21 protein-coding genes and 1 other RNA gene are annotated in these 18,119 nt (G+C 63.2%); 5 read left to right on the top strand and 17 right to left on the bottom strand.

Annotated elements, in window-relative coordinates; translation table 11 throughout:
* Window positions 1–3 precede the first annotated feature (3 nt).
* The 9 genes from EGJ68_RS02580 to lgt all read right to left on the bottom strand — a co-directional run bounded on the left by EGJ68_RS02580 (window position 4) and on the right by lgt (window position 6,601).
* Window positions 4–609 (bottom strand): energy transducer TonB, encoded by a 606-nt coding sequence (locus EGJ68_RS02580; protein ID WP_123032974.1) that lies wholly within the window; start codon window positions 607–609, stop codon window positions 4–6.
* A 5-nt stretch (window positions 610–614) separates the two neighbouring features.
* Window positions 615–1,031: an ExbD/TolR family protein gene (locus EGJ68_RS02575; RefSeq protein ID WP_123032973.1), complete on the bottom strand. Its 417-nt coding sequence runs from the start codon at window positions 1,029–1,031 to the stop codon at window positions 615–617.
* 5 nt (window positions 1,032–1,036) lie between these two features.
* Window positions 1,037–1,441 (bottom strand): ExbD/TolR family protein, encoded by a 405-nt coding sequence (locus tag EGJ68_RS02570; protein WP_027950242.1) that lies wholly within the window; start codon window positions 1,439–1,441, stop codon window positions 1,037–1,039.
* Between the two features lie 25 nt (window positions 1,442–1,466).
* Window positions 1,467–1,988 carry a MotA/TolQ/ExbB proton channel family protein gene (locus EGJ68_RS02565; RefSeq protein WP_123032972.1) on the bottom strand — a complete coding sequence of 174 codons (522 nt, stop codon included), beginning with the start codon at window positions 1,986–1,988 and terminating at the stop codon, window positions 1,467–1,469.
* A 14-nt stretch (window positions 1,989–2,002) separates the two neighbouring features.
* Window positions 2,003–3,394: a MotA/TolQ/ExbB proton channel family protein gene (locus EGJ68_RS02560; RefSeq protein ID WP_123032971.1), complete on the bottom strand. Its 1,392-nt coding sequence runs from the start codon at window positions 3,392–3,394 to the stop codon at window positions 2,003–2,005.
* A complete protein-coding gene (locus tag EGJ68_RS02555; protein ID WP_123032970.1) occupies window positions 3,391–4,179 on the bottom strand; it encodes a DUF3450 domain-containing protein in 789 nt (262 codons plus the stop codon). Before EGJ68_RS02555 ends, EGJ68_RS02560 begins: the two co-directional genes overlap by 4 nt.
* 249 nt (window positions 4,180–4,428) lie before the next feature.
* Complete coding sequence (locus tag EGJ68_RS02550; protein WP_123032969.1) at window positions 4,429–4,956, bottom strand: dihydrofolate reductase; 528 nt, start codon at window positions 4,954–4,956, stop codon at window positions 4,429–4,431.
* A gap of 2 nt (window positions 4,957–4,958) precedes the next feature.
* Window positions 4,959–5,792: a thymidylate synthase gene (locus tag EGJ68_RS02545; protein WP_123032968.1), complete on the bottom strand. Its 834-nt coding sequence runs from the start codon at window positions 5,790–5,792 to the stop codon at window positions 4,959–4,961.
* A complete protein-coding gene (gene lgt, locus EGJ68_RS02540) occupies window positions 5,789–6,601 on the bottom strand; it encodes a prolipoprotein diacylglyceryl transferase (protein ID WP_123034002.1) in 813 nt (270 codons plus the stop codon). The genes EGJ68_RS02545 and lgt overlap by 4 nt, the downstream gene beginning before the upstream one ends.
* A gap of 150 nt (window positions 6,602–6,751) precedes the next feature.
* Between lgt and EGJ68_RS02535 the strand changes: the two genes are divergently transcribed.
* The gene (locus tag EGJ68_RS02535; RefSeq protein WP_123032967.1) at window positions 6,752–7,558 is read left to right on the top strand and encodes an NRDE family protein; all 807 of its coding nucleotides are present in this window, start codon (window positions 6,752–6,754) and stop codon (window positions 7,556–7,558) included.
* Here the strand turns inward: EGJ68_RS02535 and ptsP are convergent.
* Window positions 7,536–9,806 carry a phosphoenolpyruvate--protein phosphotransferase gene (ptsP, locus tag EGJ68_RS02530; RefSeq protein WP_123034001.1) on the bottom strand — a complete coding sequence of 757 codons (2,271 nt, stop codon included), beginning with the start codon at window positions 9,804–9,806 and terminating at the stop codon, window positions 7,536–7,538. The two genes, EGJ68_RS02535 and ptsP, sit on opposite strands and share 23 nt — an antisense overlap.
* An 11-nt stretch (window positions 9,807–9,817) precedes the next feature.
* On the bottom strand, window positions 9,818–10,312 hold the full coding sequence (locus EGJ68_RS02525) for an RNA pyrophosphohydrolase (protein WP_123032966.1): 495 nt from the start codon (window positions 10,310–10,312) through the stop codon (window positions 9,818–9,820).
* A gap of 109 nt (window positions 10,313–10,421) precedes the next feature.
* Here EGJ68_RS02525 and EGJ68_RS02520 point away from each other — a divergent pair, with 109 nt between their 5' ends.
* Window positions 10,422–11,078, top strand: coding sequence for a histidinol-phosphatase (locus EGJ68_RS02520; protein WP_123032965.1), 657 nt, complete (start codon window positions 10,422–10,424; stop codon window positions 11,076–11,078).
* On the opposite strand, the gene EGJ68_RS02515 is transcribed toward EGJ68_RS02520, so the two are convergent.
* The 6 genes from EGJ68_RS02515 to EGJ68_RS02490 form a co-directional block, all read right to left on the bottom strand.
* Complete coding sequence (locus EGJ68_RS02515; RefSeq protein ID WP_123032964.1) at window positions 11,059–12,258, bottom strand: class I SAM-dependent rRNA methyltransferase; 1,200 nt, start codon at window positions 12,256–12,258, stop codon at window positions 11,059–11,061. The two genes, EGJ68_RS02520 and EGJ68_RS02515, sit on opposite strands and share 20 nt — an antisense overlap.
* The gene (gene gcvH, locus EGJ68_RS02510) at window positions 12,255–12,644 is read right to left on the bottom strand and encodes a glycine cleavage system protein GcvH (protein WP_123032963.1); all 390 of its coding nucleotides are present in this window, start codon (window positions 12,642–12,644) and stop codon (window positions 12,255–12,257) included. Before gcvH ends, EGJ68_RS02515 begins: the two co-directional genes overlap by 4 nt.
* 111 nt (window positions 12,645–12,755) lie before the next feature.
* Window positions 12,756–13,991 carry a UbiH/UbiF/VisC/COQ6 family ubiquinone biosynthesis hydroxylase gene (locus EGJ68_RS02505; protein ID WP_123032962.1) on the bottom strand — a complete coding sequence of 412 codons (1,236 nt, stop codon included), beginning with the start codon at window positions 13,989–13,991 and terminating at the stop codon, window positions 12,756–12,758.
* Entirely contained in the window at window positions 13,984–15,225 is a 1,242-nt protein-coding gene (gene ubiH / locus EGJ68_RS02500) for a 2-octaprenyl-6-methoxyphenyl hydroxylase (protein WP_123032961.1), read from the bottom strand. Before ubiH ends, EGJ68_RS02505 begins: the two co-directional genes overlap by 8 nt.
* Window positions 15,222–16,544 carry a Xaa-Pro aminopeptidase gene (gene pepP, locus EGJ68_RS02495; RefSeq protein WP_123032960.1) on the bottom strand — a complete coding sequence of 441 codons (1,323 nt, stop codon included), beginning with the start codon at window positions 16,542–16,544 and terminating at the stop codon, window positions 15,222–15,224. The genes ubiH and pepP overlap by 4 nt, the downstream gene beginning before the upstream one ends.
* Window positions 16,545–16,580: 36 nt before the next feature.
* Entirely contained in the window at window positions 16,581–17,192 is a 612-nt protein-coding gene (locus tag EGJ68_RS02490; protein WP_123032959.1) for a UPF0149 family protein, read from the bottom strand.
* Window positions 17,193–17,364: 172 nt separating this feature from the next.
* Here EGJ68_RS02490 and EGJ68_RS02485 point away from each other — a divergent pair, with 172 nt between their 5' ends.
* The 3 genes from EGJ68_RS02485 to ssrS all read left to right on the top strand — a co-directional run bounded on the left by EGJ68_RS02485 (window position 17,365) and on the right by ssrS (window position 18,115).
* A complete protein-coding gene (locus tag EGJ68_RS02485) occupies window positions 17,365–17,574 on the top strand; it encodes a TIGR02449 family protein (protein ID WP_027950226.1) in 210 nt (69 codons plus the stop codon).
* Window positions 17,571–17,894, top strand: coding sequence for a cell division protein ZapA (locus tag EGJ68_RS02480; protein WP_027950225.1), 324 nt, complete (start codon window positions 17,571–17,573; stop codon window positions 17,892–17,894). The genes EGJ68_RS02485 and EGJ68_RS02480 overlap by 4 nt, the downstream gene beginning before the upstream one ends.
* 41 nt (window positions 17,895–17,935) lie before the next feature.
* Window positions 17,936–18,115: non-coding RNA, 6S RNA (gene ssrS / locus EGJ68_RS02475), on the top strand.
* The last annotated feature ends 4 nt before the right edge of the window (window positions 18,116–18,119 follow it).

Here is an 18,119-nt window from a genome sequence, read left to right as displayed (position 1 = left end):
CGCTCACTGTTCCAGCTCGTAGGTGAATTTGTTTTGGACGCCGGCCACCTCAATCGGTTCACCATCGACCACCCGCGGCTTGTACTTGAACTTCTCTGCCGCCTTCACTGAAGCGGACTCGAATACGCCCGAAGGCTGGCAATCCACCGCTCGGGGATCGCGAATGGATCCGTTGCGGGTTACCGTGTATTCGACGATGCAGTAGCCGCTGATGCCCCGTGTCTGTGCACGGCGCGGGTAGACTGGCGCCACCTTGACGATCGGCAGATACTCGCCATCACCGCTGGACATGCCGGACGAGCTGATCGACACGTCCACGCTCGCGCGCGGTGCGGTGTTGACCACATTCATGTCCATATCCATGTCCATATCCGGCGTGTCCAGCTCCGGTGGCGGTTCTTCGGGATCCTCGACCTTCTCCGGCTTCTTCTGCGCCACGTTGACCTCGATTTCGGTTTCGGGCACAACGATATCCGCAATTTTACGGCTTTCGATATCTTCCTGTTGATACTCGCGACTGATCAGGCTCTGCATCACGAAAAACAGGCCGATCGCTACAGGGATCGCTACCAGTGCACCCACCAGTACCCTAACAAAGCTGCTGCCCATTCCGTTTACACCTCGTCATCCGTTGAAATACAGGGCGGAGCCGTGAGCAGCGGACGGATTTCGTCAACCAGCTGCTCGACTGCAAACGCGGGCGTGTCACGGTCTACCTGTACTACAATATTCGCCTGCGGCGCTTCTTTCTTGGCACCCTCTGCCAGGCGGGCCGCGCGATCCAGAGACACGCGATTCTTGTCGTAATAGATCTCTCCGCGGTCATCCACGGCGAAAATAATGGTGCCCCGCTCGCAGGCTTCGGTGGTCGTTGCCTGTGGCTTGAGCAGCTCTACGCCGGGCTCCTTGACGAAGGAGGATGTGACGATAAAGAAAATAAGCATAATGAACACGACGTCCAACATGGGCGTCAGGTCGATATTGCCCTCGTCCGCCGCGGCCTTTCTGGCTGCGTTATCTCGAATGCTCATGGATCCTATTTCCCTTCGCTGGCCCAGTTGACCGCGCCAGCCCCGGCCTCACGCGCCGCGTCCGCCACGTCCACGACCGCACCGGCCTTGGCACCTTTTTCGACCTTGATCGTCACCGCTTGTTCCGGATCATTGGCGAGCAGGCGCTGAATGTTCGCCCGAACAGCCCGGGCATCAACACGCCGGTTTTCCATCCAGATCTGGTTGTCACTGCGGATGTTCACCAGAATGCTGGTGGCATCACTGGGGTCCGACTTGGCGCTGTCTGGCCGGCTGACTTCAATGCCGGCCTCCTTGATGAACGAAGCGACAACGATGAAGAAGATCAGCATGATGAACACGACGTCCAGCATCGGCGTCAGGTCGATTTCTGCTCCTTCGTCTTCCTGCTGTTTTGCAAGTCTGCGCATCTGATTGCTACCTGTCAGCGTCCGATCAGTGATCGGACGTCAAATTATCCTGTAGGAATTCCTGCTCCCGCGTGGCGACGCGGTTCAGGTAGGTGTTCGCGAACAGCCCGGACAAGGCAGCCACCATGCCTGCCATGGTGGGGATGGTAGATCGCTCTACACCACCCGCCATGGATTTGGCATCGCCACCACCGGTCACGGCCATCACGTTGAACACCTCGATCATGCCTGTCACGGTGCCCAGTAGACCCAGAAGCGGACACAGGGCGACCATGGTGGTGATGATCGGGAGGTTGGCGTTGATGGCCTCGCGACTCCGGGACAGTAGCCGGGCGCGAATCTGCTTCGCATTCCACGACTTGCGTTCGGTGCGCGCCTCCCAGGTGTTGATGATGGCAAAGGCCTCTTTGCGCCAGGCGAAGGTAAAGTACCAAAGCCGCTCAAAGATCAACGTCCACATCACGAACACCAGGATGGCGATGAGCCAGAGCACATCCCCGCCTTTGTCCATAAAGGCGAGAGTGCCTTCAATAATTCCTCCCGACATGGTCGAACCTCTGCTTATTTGCCGCTGGATTCAGAGTGCTCGGCAACAATCCCGGTCGCCTGCTCGTTCAACACGTGGATGATGCGCTGGGCGCGGCCATTCACAATGGTGTGCAGCAGAACGGTGGGGATAGCAACCAGCAGACCCAGTACGGTGGTAACCAGTGCGGAGGAGATACCGCCAGCCATGGCCTTGGGATCGCCAGCGCCGAAGATGGTGATCGCCTGGAAGGTGATGATCATACCCGTCACCGTACCCAGCAGACCCATCAGCGGTGCCACTGCGGCAATGATCTTCAGCAGGGTGAGACCGGACTCCAGCTTGGGCGTTTCACGCATGACACCCTCGGACATCTTGAGTTCCAGCGTCTCCGCATCCATCGCCGGGTTGTCCTCGTGGATTTTCAGCACGCGACCCAGCGGGTTGTTGGTGTTGGCCGTCTTGCTTTTCAGCTGGCTGCTGACCTTGGCGCCAACAGCGGACAAAACGATCAGGCGGAAGAGTGCGAGGATGAAGGCAAACACACCCACTGCGGTAATCGCGTAACCCACATAGCCGCCCTGATGCCAGCGCTCTTCCAGCGTCGGGCTGTCGATGATCGCCGCAAGGAAGGAGCCGCCGGTAGGACCGGTGGGGTCGATACCAAACTGGTGGATGCCGCTGTCGGCATTGGCCAACTCTTCTGCCCAGGCGTTGTAGCGACCAGCAGGCTGGCGCGGCAAGACGCTGAGGTTACCGTTGTTGAAGGCCAGGTAATTGCCATCGGTGTCGATAACGTTGAAGGCACCAATACGGACCACTTCGCGGTCGGTACGCTCGCCGGTCGCTGTGGCAACCTCGGTATTGAAGCGCACAACGTTGCCGGTCTCGGTAATTTCACGCAGCATTTCGTACCAGACACGCTCGATTTCCTCGATACGCGGCAGCTTGTCGGAGCCGCTCATCTTGGCAATCAGCTCTTTCAGGAACAGCTCCCGATCGGGGTACTGTGCCGACACCAGAGACACTTCGATGTTGGAAGACAGGTCACCCGCTGCAGCGGTCAAATGACCAAACAGCTCGGTCAGTGAACCCAGACGCTCCTTCAGCTGCTCCTGCTTGGCAGCAACCAGCAGCTCGTTCTCTTCGAACTTGGCTTCCAGCGTGGTAGACAACTGCTCCTGGCGCGCGCGCTCGGCTCTGGCCTGCTCCAGCGCCTTGGCCTGGTTGGCCTTGTCAGCACTGAAACGGCGCTCACGCTCGGCGTTTTCACGCGCTTCCTGCGCCTGGCCCTGCTTTACGAGGCCGAGGAGCTCACTCAGGCTGGCGGCATCGCGCGCAGGCTCTTCCTGGGCCATGCTTACGCCGGATACGGCCAGCGCTCCACCCAATACCAGGGCGGAAAAAATCGTGTTAAGCGCTTTCATTGTCCAGCCTCCGGTGCAGCAACGGGCATGTTGAGAAGTTCGATAGTGGCCTGACGCTTGGCAATACGCACACCCTTGCGGATGGCGTTGGCGTAGTCACCGGAATCCAGAGGCTCCCAGCTACTCGTTTCCTTGTTCCAGACGCCACTCTCGGTGCCGTCAGTGGTCTGGTAAACCAGCGCCAGGCGGCCAATGCGCAGGAAATCGACATCGCGCGTCGTGCCGTTGATGTCGATAGCAGCACTGTAGCTGTCAAAGCCACGGCCGTACTGCAACTCGATATTGTAGGCTTCCAGCACCTGACGGAATTTCTCGGCAACCGTCAGGTCGGAGCGATCCACGTTGCTGCGCAGGAAGGCAATGCGCTCGCGGCGCTCTTCGAGGTTGAACGGCACATCCAGTTCGATGAACTGCTCCAGGCCGTCAATCATGCGAATCACCAGCGGGGTCATCTGGCGCTGAATCACGGTGACTTCATTGATCGACTCTTCGATGTCCGCGATGCGAGCCATCTGGTTGTCGATCTGGCGTTGCAGACGCGCGTTGTAGACCTTGAGGCCGTCAACCTGCTTCATGACCGACTTGTAGTCGGACAGGAGGTCACGCGTCTCATCGGCCAGGCGGTCGATTTTCTGCTGCGACTTGCGCGCCGCCTCGTTGCGGGCTTCCCCCACCTCCAGAACGGAGTCGAGGGTATTGGCTTGCACTGCCGCTGCGCTACCCGCGAGGGTGCCCGTTGCGACAAGCGCAGCGATCAATACGTTCTTCAATCGATGCATAGTCATGGGAATTGAGCTTCCTATTTCCAACTAGAGTGATTCAGTGCCGAGATAGCGTGCTGCTGTGCTATCCACGTTGCTGCTACGTTTATAGTGAAAAAATAAGTAACGGTAAACCGAGGTGAAGAATTTAAACCCAATACCCCGGTATTTTCAATCAATCCACCACGGTCCTGCGGCCATTTTTCATAAACGTGTAGATAGGTGACAAACTTAACGGCGGAAAAAGCCCAAAGTAACGTTTGTTCGCGTCAACTAAGTGTCACAATCGGACCCGCGGCGCTCTAAACAGACAAACGCGTAAGGGTATGGATTGTCTTCCGTAGCTGGACGCTCCTCGCGGCTGATTTCCCGCCACTCCCCGGCGTCAACTGGCGCAAACCAGGTGTCTCCGTCGATATCCGCGTGAACTTCCGTAACATAAAGACGCTGGGCAAGTGGTAGCGCTGCGGCATAAATCATGGCGCCACCGATCACCACCAGCTCCTCCACACCCTCCGCCAGGGCCAGCTCGCGCCCGAGCGCGAGCGCAGCGGGCACCGTATCGGTCACCGCCACACCCGCGGCGTGCCAGCCCGGGGTCCTTGTCACGACGATATTCGGCCTGCCGGGCAGCGGGCGCCCGATCGACTCATAGGTTTTGCGGCCCATCACCACCGGTTTGCCCATCGTGGTACGGCGGAAATACTGCAGGTCGTCGGGCAGGTGCCAGGGCAGTGCATTGTCGCGACCAATGACACCGTTCGCGGCCACAGCGACCATCAGGGCAATGCGCACAGACATGGCTACACCGCCACCGGCGCGGCGATGTGCGGATAGGGGTCATAGCCGTCGAGACGAAAATCCTCGAAACAATAGTCATAGATAGTGGGCGGACGGTGCAGGATCTCCAGGCGCGGCAGCGCCCGCGGCTCACGCGCCAGCTGCTCCGCCACCTGTTGCAGGTGGTTGCTGTAAAGGTGGGAGTCGCCGGTGGAGATGATGATTTCCCCCGGCACCAGGTCGGATTGCTGCGCCAGCATCATGGTCAGCAGGGCGAGACTGGCCATGTTGTAGGGCAAGCCGAGAAATGAATCACTGGAGCGGATGTACAGCTGGGCGGACAGCCGTCCCTCGGCCACGTAGAACTGGTACAGCAGGTGGCAGGGCGGCAGCGCCATGCGCCCGGCACGCGCGTTGTCCTGGGGGCTCAGGGTTTCATCCGGCAGGAATTCCACGTTCCAGCCGTGAAACAGGATGCGCCGGCTGTCCGGGTTGTGCCGCAGGCAATGCAGTACGTAGTCGATCTGGTTGATCGTGCCGCCGTCGCGGGTGGGCCAGGCCGTCCACTGGGCGCCGTAGATGGGGCCGAGGTCGCCACTCTCCGTGGCCCACTCATCCCAGATGCTGACGCCATTGGCTTTCAGCCAACCGGTGTTGGTATCGCCGCGCAAAAACCACAATAGCTCGTTGACGATGCTCTTCAGGTGCAGCTTCTTGGTCGTCAGCAGCGGAAAGCCCGCCGCCAGATCGTGCCGGAGCTGACGCCCGAACACCGACAGTGTACCGGTGCCCGTCCGATCACCCTTGGCGACGCCGTTATCAAGAATATCCTGCAGCAGTTGCTGATACTGCTTCATGCCATTTTCCTCCCGCCGCCCACCGGCGCCTGCCGGTGGTAGGCCCACCACAACAAGAACAGCCCCAGCGCAATCATCGGCAGGCACAACAGTTGCCCGCGCGTAAGCCAGCCAAAGGCCTGAAAGCCGATGTGCGTATCCGGCTGGCGAAAGAATTCCGCGATAAACCGCAGGCATCCGTAACCCAGGGCGAACAAACCGGAAGTCGCCCACATGGGACGCGGACGAGCGCTGAACAGGAGCAGTACAACAAACAGCAGCACCCCCTCGAGCGCGAACTGGTAGAGCTGCGACGGGTGCCGCGCCAGTTGCAGCGGGTCTGCCGGGAACACCATGGCCCAAGGCACATCCGTGGGTCGGCCCCACAGTTCCTGGCCGATAAAGTTGCCCAGGCGACCCAGGGCCAGCCCCATGGGAGTCAGCAGCGCCGCCAGGTCCAGCACCGCACCGAAAGCGATATTGCGGCTGCGGGCAAACCAGGCAACCGCGATGATGACACCGAGCATGCCGCCGTGGAACGACATACCGCCCTGCCAGACCTGCAACAACCACAGTGGGTCCTGCAGCAGGCGCTCACCGCCGTAAAACAAAGCGTAGCCGATGCGTCCACCGAGAACGACGCCGAGAGCGCTGAAAAAAATGAGGTCATCCACCTGCTCGCGCGACAGCGGTACATCCGGGCGCCGGCTGCGCCGCACGCCCAACCACCAGGCAAAGGCGAGCCCGGCCAGATAGGCCAGGCCATACCAGTGCACCTGGATCGGGCCCAGAGAAACGGCGACGGGGTCGATATCGGGATAGGGCAACATGGCATTCGGTCCTTGCTCGAGGGCGCGTTGCGCGGCGTAGACTTTCGCCACCTTCCGCACTGCGAGCGGGCATTATCCGGCACCGGCGCGCGATTCACAATTCTCACTGCCGGTGGCAGGATGAGCGCTGCTGTCAAAGGAAGCGTGACCATGTGCCTCATTGTCCTCGGCTGGAAAGTGCTCGCCGCCACGCCGCTGCTGCTCGCGGCCAACCGCGATGAATTCCATCACCGCCCCACGGCGGCTGCCGAATTCTGGAGCGATCACCCCACACTGTTGGCAGGGCGGGACCTGGAGGCCGGCGGCACCTGGATGGGTGTGACAGAGACCGGGCGCTTCGCCGCCGTCACCAACTTTCGCGACCCCGCGCAAACCGCCCCCGCCGCGCGCTCCCGGGGAGAATTGGCGGTCAACTTTCTTGCGGCGGACCTGTCCGCCGAGGGCTACCTGCGCCAAGTGGCGCTGGCCGCGGAAGACTACGCGGGATTTAACTTGCTGGTCGGCGACAGTGAGGAGCTCTGGTACTACAGTAACCGGCTCGCGGGGGAGTCCGCGAAGCCGCTGTCGCCGGGCATTTACGGCCTGAGCAACGAGCGCCTGGATACGCCCTGGCCCAAGCTGTTGCGGGCACGCTCGCGACTGGCGGCGGTGGTCGATAGCGGCACCGTTGACCACGACACACTGCAGGCCACGGTGTCTGACCGCGAATTGGCGCCGGAGCACGCGCTGCATCCCTCGGAGCAGGCGGCGCGCATGGACCGCCGTCTGTCCGCACAGTTCATCGTGACCCCGGACTACGGCACGCGGGCGTGTACCACGTTGTGGCTACAACGGCCGGATCATGAGGATGGCGCCCTACTTGATTGGCGTGAATGCCAGTTCGATCCCGCCGGAAAACAGGCGGCGTGCAAGGCCTACCGGTTCCCGGTCACGCTCAGCCAAGCGGGGCGTGAATAAACTGCTGCAGGCCGTGTGCCGCCATGAAGGTCTGTAGCCGCGACTGCACCGCTCCGGCGTGTTCCAGCAGCATCACTTCGGCCAACAACTCACGAGCCTCGGCGTGTGTCAGGCTGCGCAGGGACTTCTTCACCCGCGGCAGCGCAGTGGCATTCATCGACAACACGCCGTAACCCATGGCCATCAACAGTACGGCGGCCAGGGGGTCACCGGCGAGCTCACCGCAGATGCTCACGGGTTTGCCCTCTGCCGCGCCGGCTTCCGCCACCATGCAGAGCGCCTGTAGCACCGCCGGATGATAGGCGTGATAAAGGCCGGCAACCCGCGCATTGTTGCGATCCACCGCCAGCAGGTATTGCGTGAGGTCATTGCTGCCGACCGAGAGGAAGTCGGCACGCCGCGCCAGGGCGCGCGCCTGGTAAACCGCCGAGGGCACCTCGACCATGACACCAATGGGGGGCAGGGCGACCTCCGTGCCTTCCTGCACGATTTCCCGATGCCCGCGATGAATCAGCTCCAGCGCCTCTTCGAATTCCGCGATGTTACTGATCATGGGCAACATGATGCGCAGGTTCCCATAACCTGCGTTGGCCTTGAGCATGGCGCGCACCTGGGCCAGGAAAATCTCCGGGTGATCCAGCGTCACGCGAATGCCGCGCCAGCCCAGGAAGGGGTTGTCTTCGGCTATCGGAAAATACGGCAGGGCCTTGTCGCCGCCGATATCCAGTGTGCGCATGGTCACCGGGCGCGGCGCGAAGGCCGCAAGCTGCTCGCGGTAGATCAGCCGCTGCTCTTCCTCACTGGGGAAACGGTCACGCAGAAGAAACGGCACTTCCGTCCGGTAGAGGCCGACGCCCTCTGCCCCCTGCTCGAGCGAGCGCGTGACATCGGCCATCAGACCAGTGTTGACCCAGAGCGGCAGGCGGTGGCCATCCACGGTTTCGCAGGGCAGCTCGCGCAGGGACTCGAGGTCCCGAGACATGGCCTGGTCCTGGTCGACCACGTCCTGGAAGCGCGCCCGCACGTCCGGCAGCGGGTTCAGATGCACAATGCCGTTGTAGCCGTCAACTACCAGCTCCCGGTCCTGCAGGCGGGTATAGGGCAGATCGACCGCGCCCATGACGGTGGGCACACCCATCGCGCGGGCAAGAATCGCCACATGCGAATTGCCCGAACCGCGCACAGATATCAGCCCGGCCAACTGCTCCCGGGGTATCTCGCCGAGGGAGGACGCTGTCAGCTCCTCTCCCACCAGAATGGTGTGCGCGGGGTAAGCGGCCTGCTCATTGCGGGCGGCGTCCTGCAGGTAAGCGAGTACTCGCGTACCCAGATCCTTGACGTCCACCGCACGCTCGCGCAAGTAACTGTGCTCCATGCGTTCGAAATGACGAATATGACGAATCATCACCTCGCTCAAGGCCCCCTGGGCCCACTGCCCGGCCTTGATCAGGCCCGCCACCTCACCACCGATGGCGGAGTCATCGAGAATGCCCAGGTACACATCGAACAGCGCGTGATCCTCGGCGCTCATTTCGCCACGCAGGTTATCAGAGACACCCTGGATGTCCGCGCGCACGCTGGCGAGTGCCGCCTTGAACGCACGCAGCTCCTGGCGCCGGTTGCTGGCCGTCTTGCGCGGTACGGCGTAGAGGTCGGCCACCGGCGAAACCACCACCGCCGTGCCAATCGCCACCCCCGGCGCGCCGGGGATACCGTTGATCCGCGCGGGGGCGGCAGCACCACCCAGCAGTTCTTCCTGCACCGCGCCGGTAACCCGGGCGTGCGCGATCACGGCCGCCAGCTGCGCCGACATTGTGACCAGAAAAGCTTCTTCGCTTTCGTCGAACCGGCGCCGCTTGGCCTGCTGAATGATCAACACACCGAGAACATCGCGCTGGTGGATAATGGGTACACCGAGGAAGGCGTGGAAGGGTTCCTCACCCAAGCCTTCCAGCAGCTGGAAGCTGGGGTGGCTCTCGGCGTTCTCGAGGTTGACCGGCTCCTCGCGCTGGGCCACCAGGCCGACCAGGCCTTCACCCGGGGCCAGGCTCGCCGCCCCCACCTGTAGTGCGTTCAGGCCCTCGGTGGCGCGAAACACGAAACGTCCGCTGGCTTCATCACGCATATACACGCTGCAGACCTCGGTGCCCATGGCATCACGGACCCGTTTGACGATGATCTGCAGCGCGTCATTGAGCCCTTCGGCAGCGTTCACCTCCTGCACAATGTTGCGCAGGGTCTCCAGCATCATGGCCGCCATCAGCCAGGCACATCCGTGAGTCGCGCCAGCGGCGGCGCCAACTCCTTGAGGGCGCGCCGGTACACTTCGCGCTTGAAGGCCACTACCTGGTTCAACGGGTACCAGTAACTCACCCATTGCCAGTGATCGAACTCGGGCTTCTGATTGGCGTTCAGGCACACGGCGTCGTCTGTCGCGCGCAGATGCAGCAGAAACCATTTCTGTTTCTGGCCGATACACAGCGGGTTCTGGTCTTTGCGCACGAAACGCCGTGGCAGGCGGTAGCGCAGCCAACCGCGGGTGGCGGCCACCACGTTTACCGCCTCGGGCGCGAGGCCAACCTCTTCGTGCAGCTCCCGATAAAGGGCCTCCTCGGGGGTTTCACCCCGGTTGATGCCGCCCTGAGGAAACTGCCAGGCGTCGCGGCCACCAATGCGGCGCGCCCACAAGAGCTGACCTGCATCGTTGGCCAGTATGATCCCAACGTTGGGCCTGAATCCCTCTGAATCGATCACCGGATACCATCCTTATTATGCGACCGACTATTGTTCCACACTTTCCGGTGTCTGAGAAATTTACTCTACGGGCCGGCCACGCTATCCTCGCGCCAGCCTGGAGCACGCCATGACACTTGCCATTTTCGACCTCGACAACACCCTGATCAGCGGCGACAGCGACCACTTGTGGGGCCAATTCGTGTGCGAACAGGGGCTGGTGGACAGCGACAGCTTTGCCCGAGAGAACGAGCGCTTTTACCGGGACTACCAGGCAGGCACGCTGGATATCGACGCCTACCTGCGCTTCGCACTCGGCCCGCTCGCCGGGCGCTCACCGGAAGAGCTGGCACCGCTGCACCGGCAATTCATGCGCGAAAAGATCGAACCGATCATGCTGCCCCGCGCCCGCGACCTCATCGCCAACCACCGACAGCAGGGACATCACCTGCTGGTGATCACGGCAACCAACCACTTCATCACGCGGCCTATCGTCGACGCCCTGGGCATCGATGACCTGCTCGCCTGCGACGCGGAACTGGTGGATGGCCGCTATACCGGTGAACCCGTCGGCATTCCGTCATACCATCACGGCAAAGTGCTGCGGCTGCAGGGCTGGCTGCATAACAAACAACTGGACCTGGCCGGGAGCTGGTTCTACAGCGACTCCCACAACGATCTGCCGCTGCTGGAATGTGTCGATTTCGCGGTGGCCGTGGACCCCGACGCTACACTGCGGGCGCGCGCGGTGGCTGAGGGCTGGCCGGTTATATCCCTGCGGGCGTAAGCCGCCGGGAAAACACCGATTTCAGGTAATCAGTTTCGGGGATGAGTGGGTGTACCGGGTGATCCGGCCCCTGCCCGCCCTGTTCCAGCACGCGCAATTCACAGCCGCTGCGACGCGCCGCGCCCTGCACCGCAAGCACCAGATCGGCGCGCGAAAGATGCATGGAACAGGACGCGGAGACCAGCACCCCGCCAGGGCTGAGCAGTGCCAGGCCAAGCTCGTTGATGCGCTGGTAGGCCTTGATGCCTTTTTTGATGTCCTTGCGACGCTGGATGAAGGCGGGTGGGTCGACAATCACCAGGTCAAACTGCTGGCCTTCGCTGCGCAAGGTCTGCAGCACCTCCGCCGCTTGCCCCTGACGTACCGCAACCCGGTCCTCCAGCCCGTTCAAGCGCGCATTGGCGGCAACCCCTGCCAGTGCCGTTGCCGAACTGTCCACGCAGAGCACCTCGCTGGCGCCACAGGCGGCCGCCTGAATACCCCAGCCGCCGATATAGCTGTACACATCCAGCACGCGCTGGCCCGGTGCGTAGTCGCGCAGCCGCGCACGGGCCATGCGATGGTCATAGAACCAGCCCGTTTTCTGCCCCTGCAATACCGGCGCCGCGAATGCCACACCATTCTCCTGCAGTTTCACCACCTCCGGCACCTCGCCGAACACCACCTCCACCCGTTCGACCAGCCCCTGCTCGCGGCGGCTGCGGCTGTCCGCGCGCAGCAGGATGCCCGCCGGGTTCAGCACACGCCGCAAAGCCTCGATCACCGCAGACTCGTGTTGCTCAATGCCCGCATTGTGAAACTGCATAACCAGGTATGCGCCAAAACGATCAACCACAAGACCGGGGATACCGTCGCTATCTCCATACACCAGCCGGTAACACTGACCCGGCAGCAACGCCTCGCGGCTGGCCAGGGCTCTCGCCACCAGCGGTGCAAGCCAGTCGGCGGACAGAGCCTGCTGCAGGCCGTGCGCGTACACGCGCGCGCAGATCAGCGACTGGGGCTCCATGTAAGCGGAACCGAGCAGGGCGCCATCTGCCCGGCGCACCTGAACCACATCGCCGGCGGCAAAGGATTGCAGCGGGCTGCGCTGAACGTCGACTTCGTTGGAGAATACCCAGAGGTGCCCCGCAGCCAGGCGCCGGTCGGCACCCGTCCGCAGGAACAGGTCAGCACTCACTCGTCGGCACAGTGGTTGGCGTAGTCCTCGGCGCTCAGCAACTTCTCCAGCTCGCTGGTGTCGTCCGGTTGCAGGCGGAAAAACCAGCCATCGTTGTAGGGATCGGCATTCACAGTTTCCGGCTCATCTTCCAGGGCTTCATTGACGGCGATGACTTCGCCACTGATCGGCGCATAAATGTCGGACGCGGCCTTGACCGACTCCACCACACCGGCTTCATCGCCGGCAGCAAGGCGATCTCCAATGCCTGGCACTTCGACAAACACAACATCGCCCAGCGCTTCCTGTGCGTGGTCACTGATACCGATGGTGACGGTGCCATCTTCTTCCAGGCGCGCCCACTCATGGCTGCTCGCATACTTCAGTTCACTCGGGGTCATGCTCATGGTGCATCCTCTCGTACAGTGATCGGCGACGGCCGACGGGGAAACGCGCATTCTACCGGGAGGCTTCCGAAAAACAATGTGTTGCGCTGCGCAGAGGATGCGTGGCGCGGGCTATTGCATCGCTTTGGCGGCGCCTAGACCCATTGCCTGGCGCATCAGCTGGTGCTTCAGCGGGCCGGCACGGTCAACGCCGCGCAGGCCGGCATTGCGCAGCCAGCGCAGCGGCAGTGCGGGTTGCTCGAACAGTCGCTTGAAGCCATCCATGGCCGCCATCATGGCCAGGTTTTCGCCCTTGCGCCGGCGCTGGTAGCGGCGCAGCACCTCCACGCTGCCCAGCGGTTCGCCGCGCTGCGCCGCGCGCAGCAGCTCTTCCACCAGCACCGCGACGTCCTGCAGACCCAGGTTAATGCCCTGCCCCGCGAGCGGATGGATGGTGTGCGCGGCATCGGCAACCAGCACCGCACCCGGCTGGATGTAATCGACCGCGTGGCGCTGACGCAGCGGAAAAGCGTAGCGCCGGGAACAGGCCTGGACCCGCCCCAGGCGACCTTCAAAAGCCCGCTCCAGCGCGGCACAGAATCCGGCCTCGTCCAGTGCCTGCAAGCCCTCGACACGCGCGGACTGCAACGACCAGACAATCGAGCAATAGTGCGCGGACGCGGTGGACGGCAAGGGCAGAAAAGCCAGCGGACCGCTGGGCAGGAAGCGCTGCCAGGCCGTTGCCTGGTGAGGGTGCTCTACCTGCACCGTGGCAACTATGGCGTGATGCCCGTAGTCCCATTCCCGCGTGCGGAAGGCGAGCAACTCGCGCACCCGGGAGAGCGCACCATCCGCTGCCACCACCAGCCCACACCGCAGGCGCGCGCCGGAGGCGAGCGTGAGCGCCATGCTGCCCTCCGCGCCGCGTTCGCAGCCAGCCAGGGACTCCGGCGCCAGCACCCGAACATCGGCACAGGCCGCCAGCCGGTGCAGCAGTGCCGCGACCAGCGCCCGGTTTTCCACGATATAGCCGAGCGCCTCCACATTCACGTCCGCGCTGTCGAAATCAATGGCCCCGGTCCCTTCGGCATCCCACACCGTCATGTGCCGGTAAGCGCACAGCCGGTAGTCGGCAACCGCCTGCCAGGCATCCAGTCCCTGCAGCACACCCCGCGAGCGCGGGTTGAGCGCGACCACGCGCGGATCGAAGCTCTCCAGGGAGAGTGCCGCCGGCAGCGCGGTGCGCTCGGTGCCCTGCGCCTCAATCAGCACGATGCGCAGCCCGTGGCCAGACAGCGCCAACGCCAGCGCAGTGCCGGCGATGCCCGCGCCGATGATCGCCACATCACAGGGCGGCAACTCAGTCATGAACGGCCTCCAGTGCCTGCATGCCCGCAGCCTGTGCAACGAAAGCGCGCTTCAACGGGGCCACCCAGTCGAGCCCCGACAGGGCGAGGTCTCGCGCCAGTGCCAGCAGCGGATCGCTGTGCATGAACAGTGCGGGCAGCCGGTCGCTGAATTCAATGGTGCGACGCTGGTCGCCCTGCTGCCGCGCCCGGTAGCGCTGTAAAACCGCGAGCGAACCCGGACCATGACCCTGGGTAATGCCTTCCGCAAGCACATCACACAGGGCCCAGATATCGCGCAAAGCCAGATTGAAACCCTGCCCGGCCACCGGGTGCAGCGCGTGCGCCGCATTGCCCATCACCGCAATGCCCGCGCGCACCTGCTCCTCACAGTGGCGCAGGGCAAGCGGGTAGGCGTGGCGAGCGCCCACCTGCTGCAGGCGCCCGAGCCGGTAGCCGAAGCGCTGCTGCAGGGCAGTCAGGAAGTCCTCCTGCGGGCACTCCAGCAGCTGCGCAGCGCGCTGCGGCGGCAAGGTCCACACCAACGCGCTGCGGTGCCGGGCACCGGCGGCCGGCAGCAGCGGCAGCAGTGCCAGTGGCCCTTCGTCGGTAAAGCGCTCGAAAGCGCAGCCGGCGTGGGGCTCGGCGGTGGCCACGTTACAAATGAGTGCGTGCTGGCGATAGGGCTTCTCCGTCGCGGCAACGCCAAGTCGCTGACGCAGGCCCGAATCAGCGCCATCGGCCACCACCAGCAAGGCCGTGGTCAACGCCGCGGGACCGTCGCCATCCAGGGCCAGGGTGACGCCTTCCCGAGCGGGCTTGGCGTCCACTACCCGTGCCGGATTGAGCAGTTCTACGCGATTCTCGGCGCGCAAGGCATGCAACAGCGCCTGCCCCAGCCAGGCGTTTTCGACCACGTGACCCAGAGCATCCCAGTCGTAATCCACCGCGCGCAGGACGCTGCTGCCAAAATGGCCGCGACTGGAGACATGAATGGTTTCAATCGGGCACAGCCAGCGCTGCAGGAGTGGCCACAGCCCCAGCGCCCGGTAGATCTGCTCGGAACCGTAGCTCAGCGCCGTGGAGCGCGCGTCGAAGGCAGGGTGATAGTCGGGGGCGGCCGCGGCAGCCGGGGGCAGTGCGAAACCCTCTACCAGGGTAATCCGGACCTGCTCGGGCAGCCGGCGCGCCAGGGCGAGTGCCAGGCTGATACCGACCATCCCCCCACCGGCGATGACCACATCGCGCTCGCTCATCCGCGTGCCACCGCCATCAGGGCCTCAATCTCGTCGGGATCCCGCGGTACCTGCGCGGTCAGCACCTCGCAACCCTCCTCGGTGACCACAACATCGTCTTCGATGCGTATGCCAATTCCGCGCCAACGCGCTGCAACATCGGTGTTGTCGGGCGCGATGTAAATGCCCGGCTCCACTGTCAGCACCATGCCCGGCTCCAGCTGGCGCCAGGTGCCCGCCACGCGATAATCGCCGACATCGTGCACATCCAGGCCCAACCAGTGCCCGGCGCGGTGCATATAGAACGGGCGGTAGGCCCCCTCGGCAACCAAATGGGCCACCTCGCCGCTGAGCAAGCCCAGGTCACGCAGACCGCGGGTGATCACCTCCACCGTGGCCTCGTGCGGGGCATTCCAGTGATTGCCGGGCCGCACCGCAGCGATGGCCGCCTGCTGGGCCTCCAGCACGACGCTGTAGATCGCCCGTTGCTGACGTGAAAACTGCCCATCCACCGGAAAGGTGCGGGTGACGTCCGCCGCATAGCCCTGGTATTCGCAACCCGCATCAATCAGCACCAGCTCACCCTTGCGCATGGCCCGCGCATTCTGGGTGTAGTGCAAAATGCAGCTGTTGGGGCCGCTGCCCACAATGGAGGGGTAGGCGGGGAAGCGCGCGCCACCCTGGGCGAATTCATGCAGCAGTTCCGCCTCCAGCTGGTATTCGAAAACCCCGGGTGCGGCGCGGCGCATGGCGCGACTGTGTGCCCGGGCGGTGATTTCGCCCGCGTGCGCGAGCAGGCGCAGCTCCGCAGCGCTTTTTTTCAGGCGCAGGTCGTGCAGCATGTGGTCGAGATCGGTAAATTCGCCGGGGGGCACCGAGCCGCTGGCTTCCTTGCTGCGAATGAGGTTGACCCAGGCCATGATGCGGCGGTCGAAATCTGCACTGCGCCCCATGGAGTAATAGACCCGGTCGCGCCCCTCGATCAGCCCGGGCAGGATGTCGTCGATATCACCGATCGGGAACGCGTCGTCCGCGCCATAGTCACTGCAGGCGCCCTCGGGGCCGGCACGGTAACCGTGCCACAGCTCCAGCGCCGGGTCGCGTTCACGGCAGAACAACACGTATTCGCCATGCCCGCGACCGGGAATCAACACCAACACGGCGCCCGGTTCCGGGAAACCACAGAGGTAGTGGAAATCGCTGTCCTGCCGGAAAGGGTATTCCGTATCGCGGCTGCGCAACTGTTCGCGGGCCGCGGGAACGATGGCAATACTGTTCGGCTCCATCAACGCCATCAGGCGCTGGCGGCGGCGTGCGAACTCCTGTCGGCTGATCTTCACGTCAACCGCCCTCGCCGTTTGCCCACACTCGAGCTTTTAATGTAAGGCATCCGGCTTGCCCTTGAGCGAGCGCTCGCGGTCGTCCTGCCGCCCGCGCGTGTCGAGAAAAACATTCACCGCGGCCACACGCAGGTATTCCACCAGCGCGAAATAGGCCTCTTCCGCCTCGTCATCGTCCTCATCATGCTCGTCGGCACTGGCCTGGGCCATGGCCGCGAAGTCGCGCAGAATCTCCGTACTGTCGCCCGGCAGGGTTTCGCCTCCGGTGCCACTGGCAGCCACCGTGCGCGCAAAGCCGGTGAGGAAACCGCGACACCAGTCGGCGAGCGATGCCGTGCGCACCGCCAGCTCGTGGCTTTCGTCAGGCAACAGGGGGGAAAAATCAAATACGTCATCCACCAGCGCGGCATTGCAGTGCGCATAAAGCTGCATCACTTCATCCGCCAGGGCGCCATGCAGGTCCAGGTCCAGCGCCTGGTTGAGGGCGTTGAGCCCGGCACCCGGCTCCGGGTCGTGGCCGGCCGCCAGCAGGCCCACCAGGCAACCGTGCACCTCCGCCGGGGACAGGCTGACGCCCTGCTCCAGAAGCTGGTCGGCAACGTCATCGAAGTCAAACAACCCGGTGTCACCGGGCAGCCTGTCGAACATCCAAGTTACTCCCTGTTGCGGCCACTTTTTGGCAAAAACCACCCCTGCACCTCTACCGGATACTGCGAAAGGGTCGGCAGGCCATTGAAATATAAAAACTTTTGCTGCGTTGACCTGTCTCACAGCCAGCTCTATAGTAAGCCCTATATCCAGACAGCCCAAGTAGCACGTCATGGCAGATACCCAACTCCAGACTCTGGAGACCAGAATTGACGAGTTGATCGCCCTGTGCCGGGATCTCAACCGCGAAAACCAGCGCCTGAAACGCGAGAATGATGGCTGGCGCCTGGAGCGTCAGGACCTCATCAGCAAGAACGATCTGGCGCGCAACAAAGTCGAAGCGATGATCGCGCGCCTGCGGTCTATGGAGCAACGCCAGTGAGTACGGTCAACACCGTTTCGGTGCATATTCTGGACAAGGAATATCAGGTGGCCTGCCCCGAGGACCAGCAGGCCGAGCTGATTATTTCCGCGCGCTACCTCGACAAGCAGATGCGCGCCATCCGCGACACCGGCAAGGTGATTGGCCTGGAGCGCATTGCGGTGATGGCGGCACTCAACATCAGCCACGAGCTGCTCAAGGCCTCCGGCCAGGGTGCGGCGCCCGCGGTCAGCGAGGACGTGGACAACACCGCGGTAGCCAGCCTGCAACGCAAGGTTGACGAGGCGCTGTACCAGTTGCGGCAGCTGGAAATCAGCTGACTGCCCCCAGGCCGGCCTGCAAGTCGTGTATACTGCGTACTGGATCCCTGGCATAGGCGCCAGGCAGACAGTCCTCGAGCCGATAAGTCTATACCCGGAGGTTCCTCGTTGCTGTTGGTGTGCATGTCCGGCACTGACCGGAAAGCCTGATACAGTGCAGGGCCCTCCTCCTTGAACCGTCGGGTTCAGGGCAACTCTGTCAACGCCATGCCGGGAATCCACCTT

Origin of the sequence: Haliea alexandrii (assembly GCF_003719295.1) — a bacterium.
GTDB lineage: Bacteria > Pseudomonadota > Gammaproteobacteria > Pseudomonadales > Halieaceae > Haliea > Haliea alexandrii.
The sequence above is the reverse complement of the archived record's forward strand: the minus strand, read 5'-3'. Positions and strand labels throughout refer to the sequence as shown.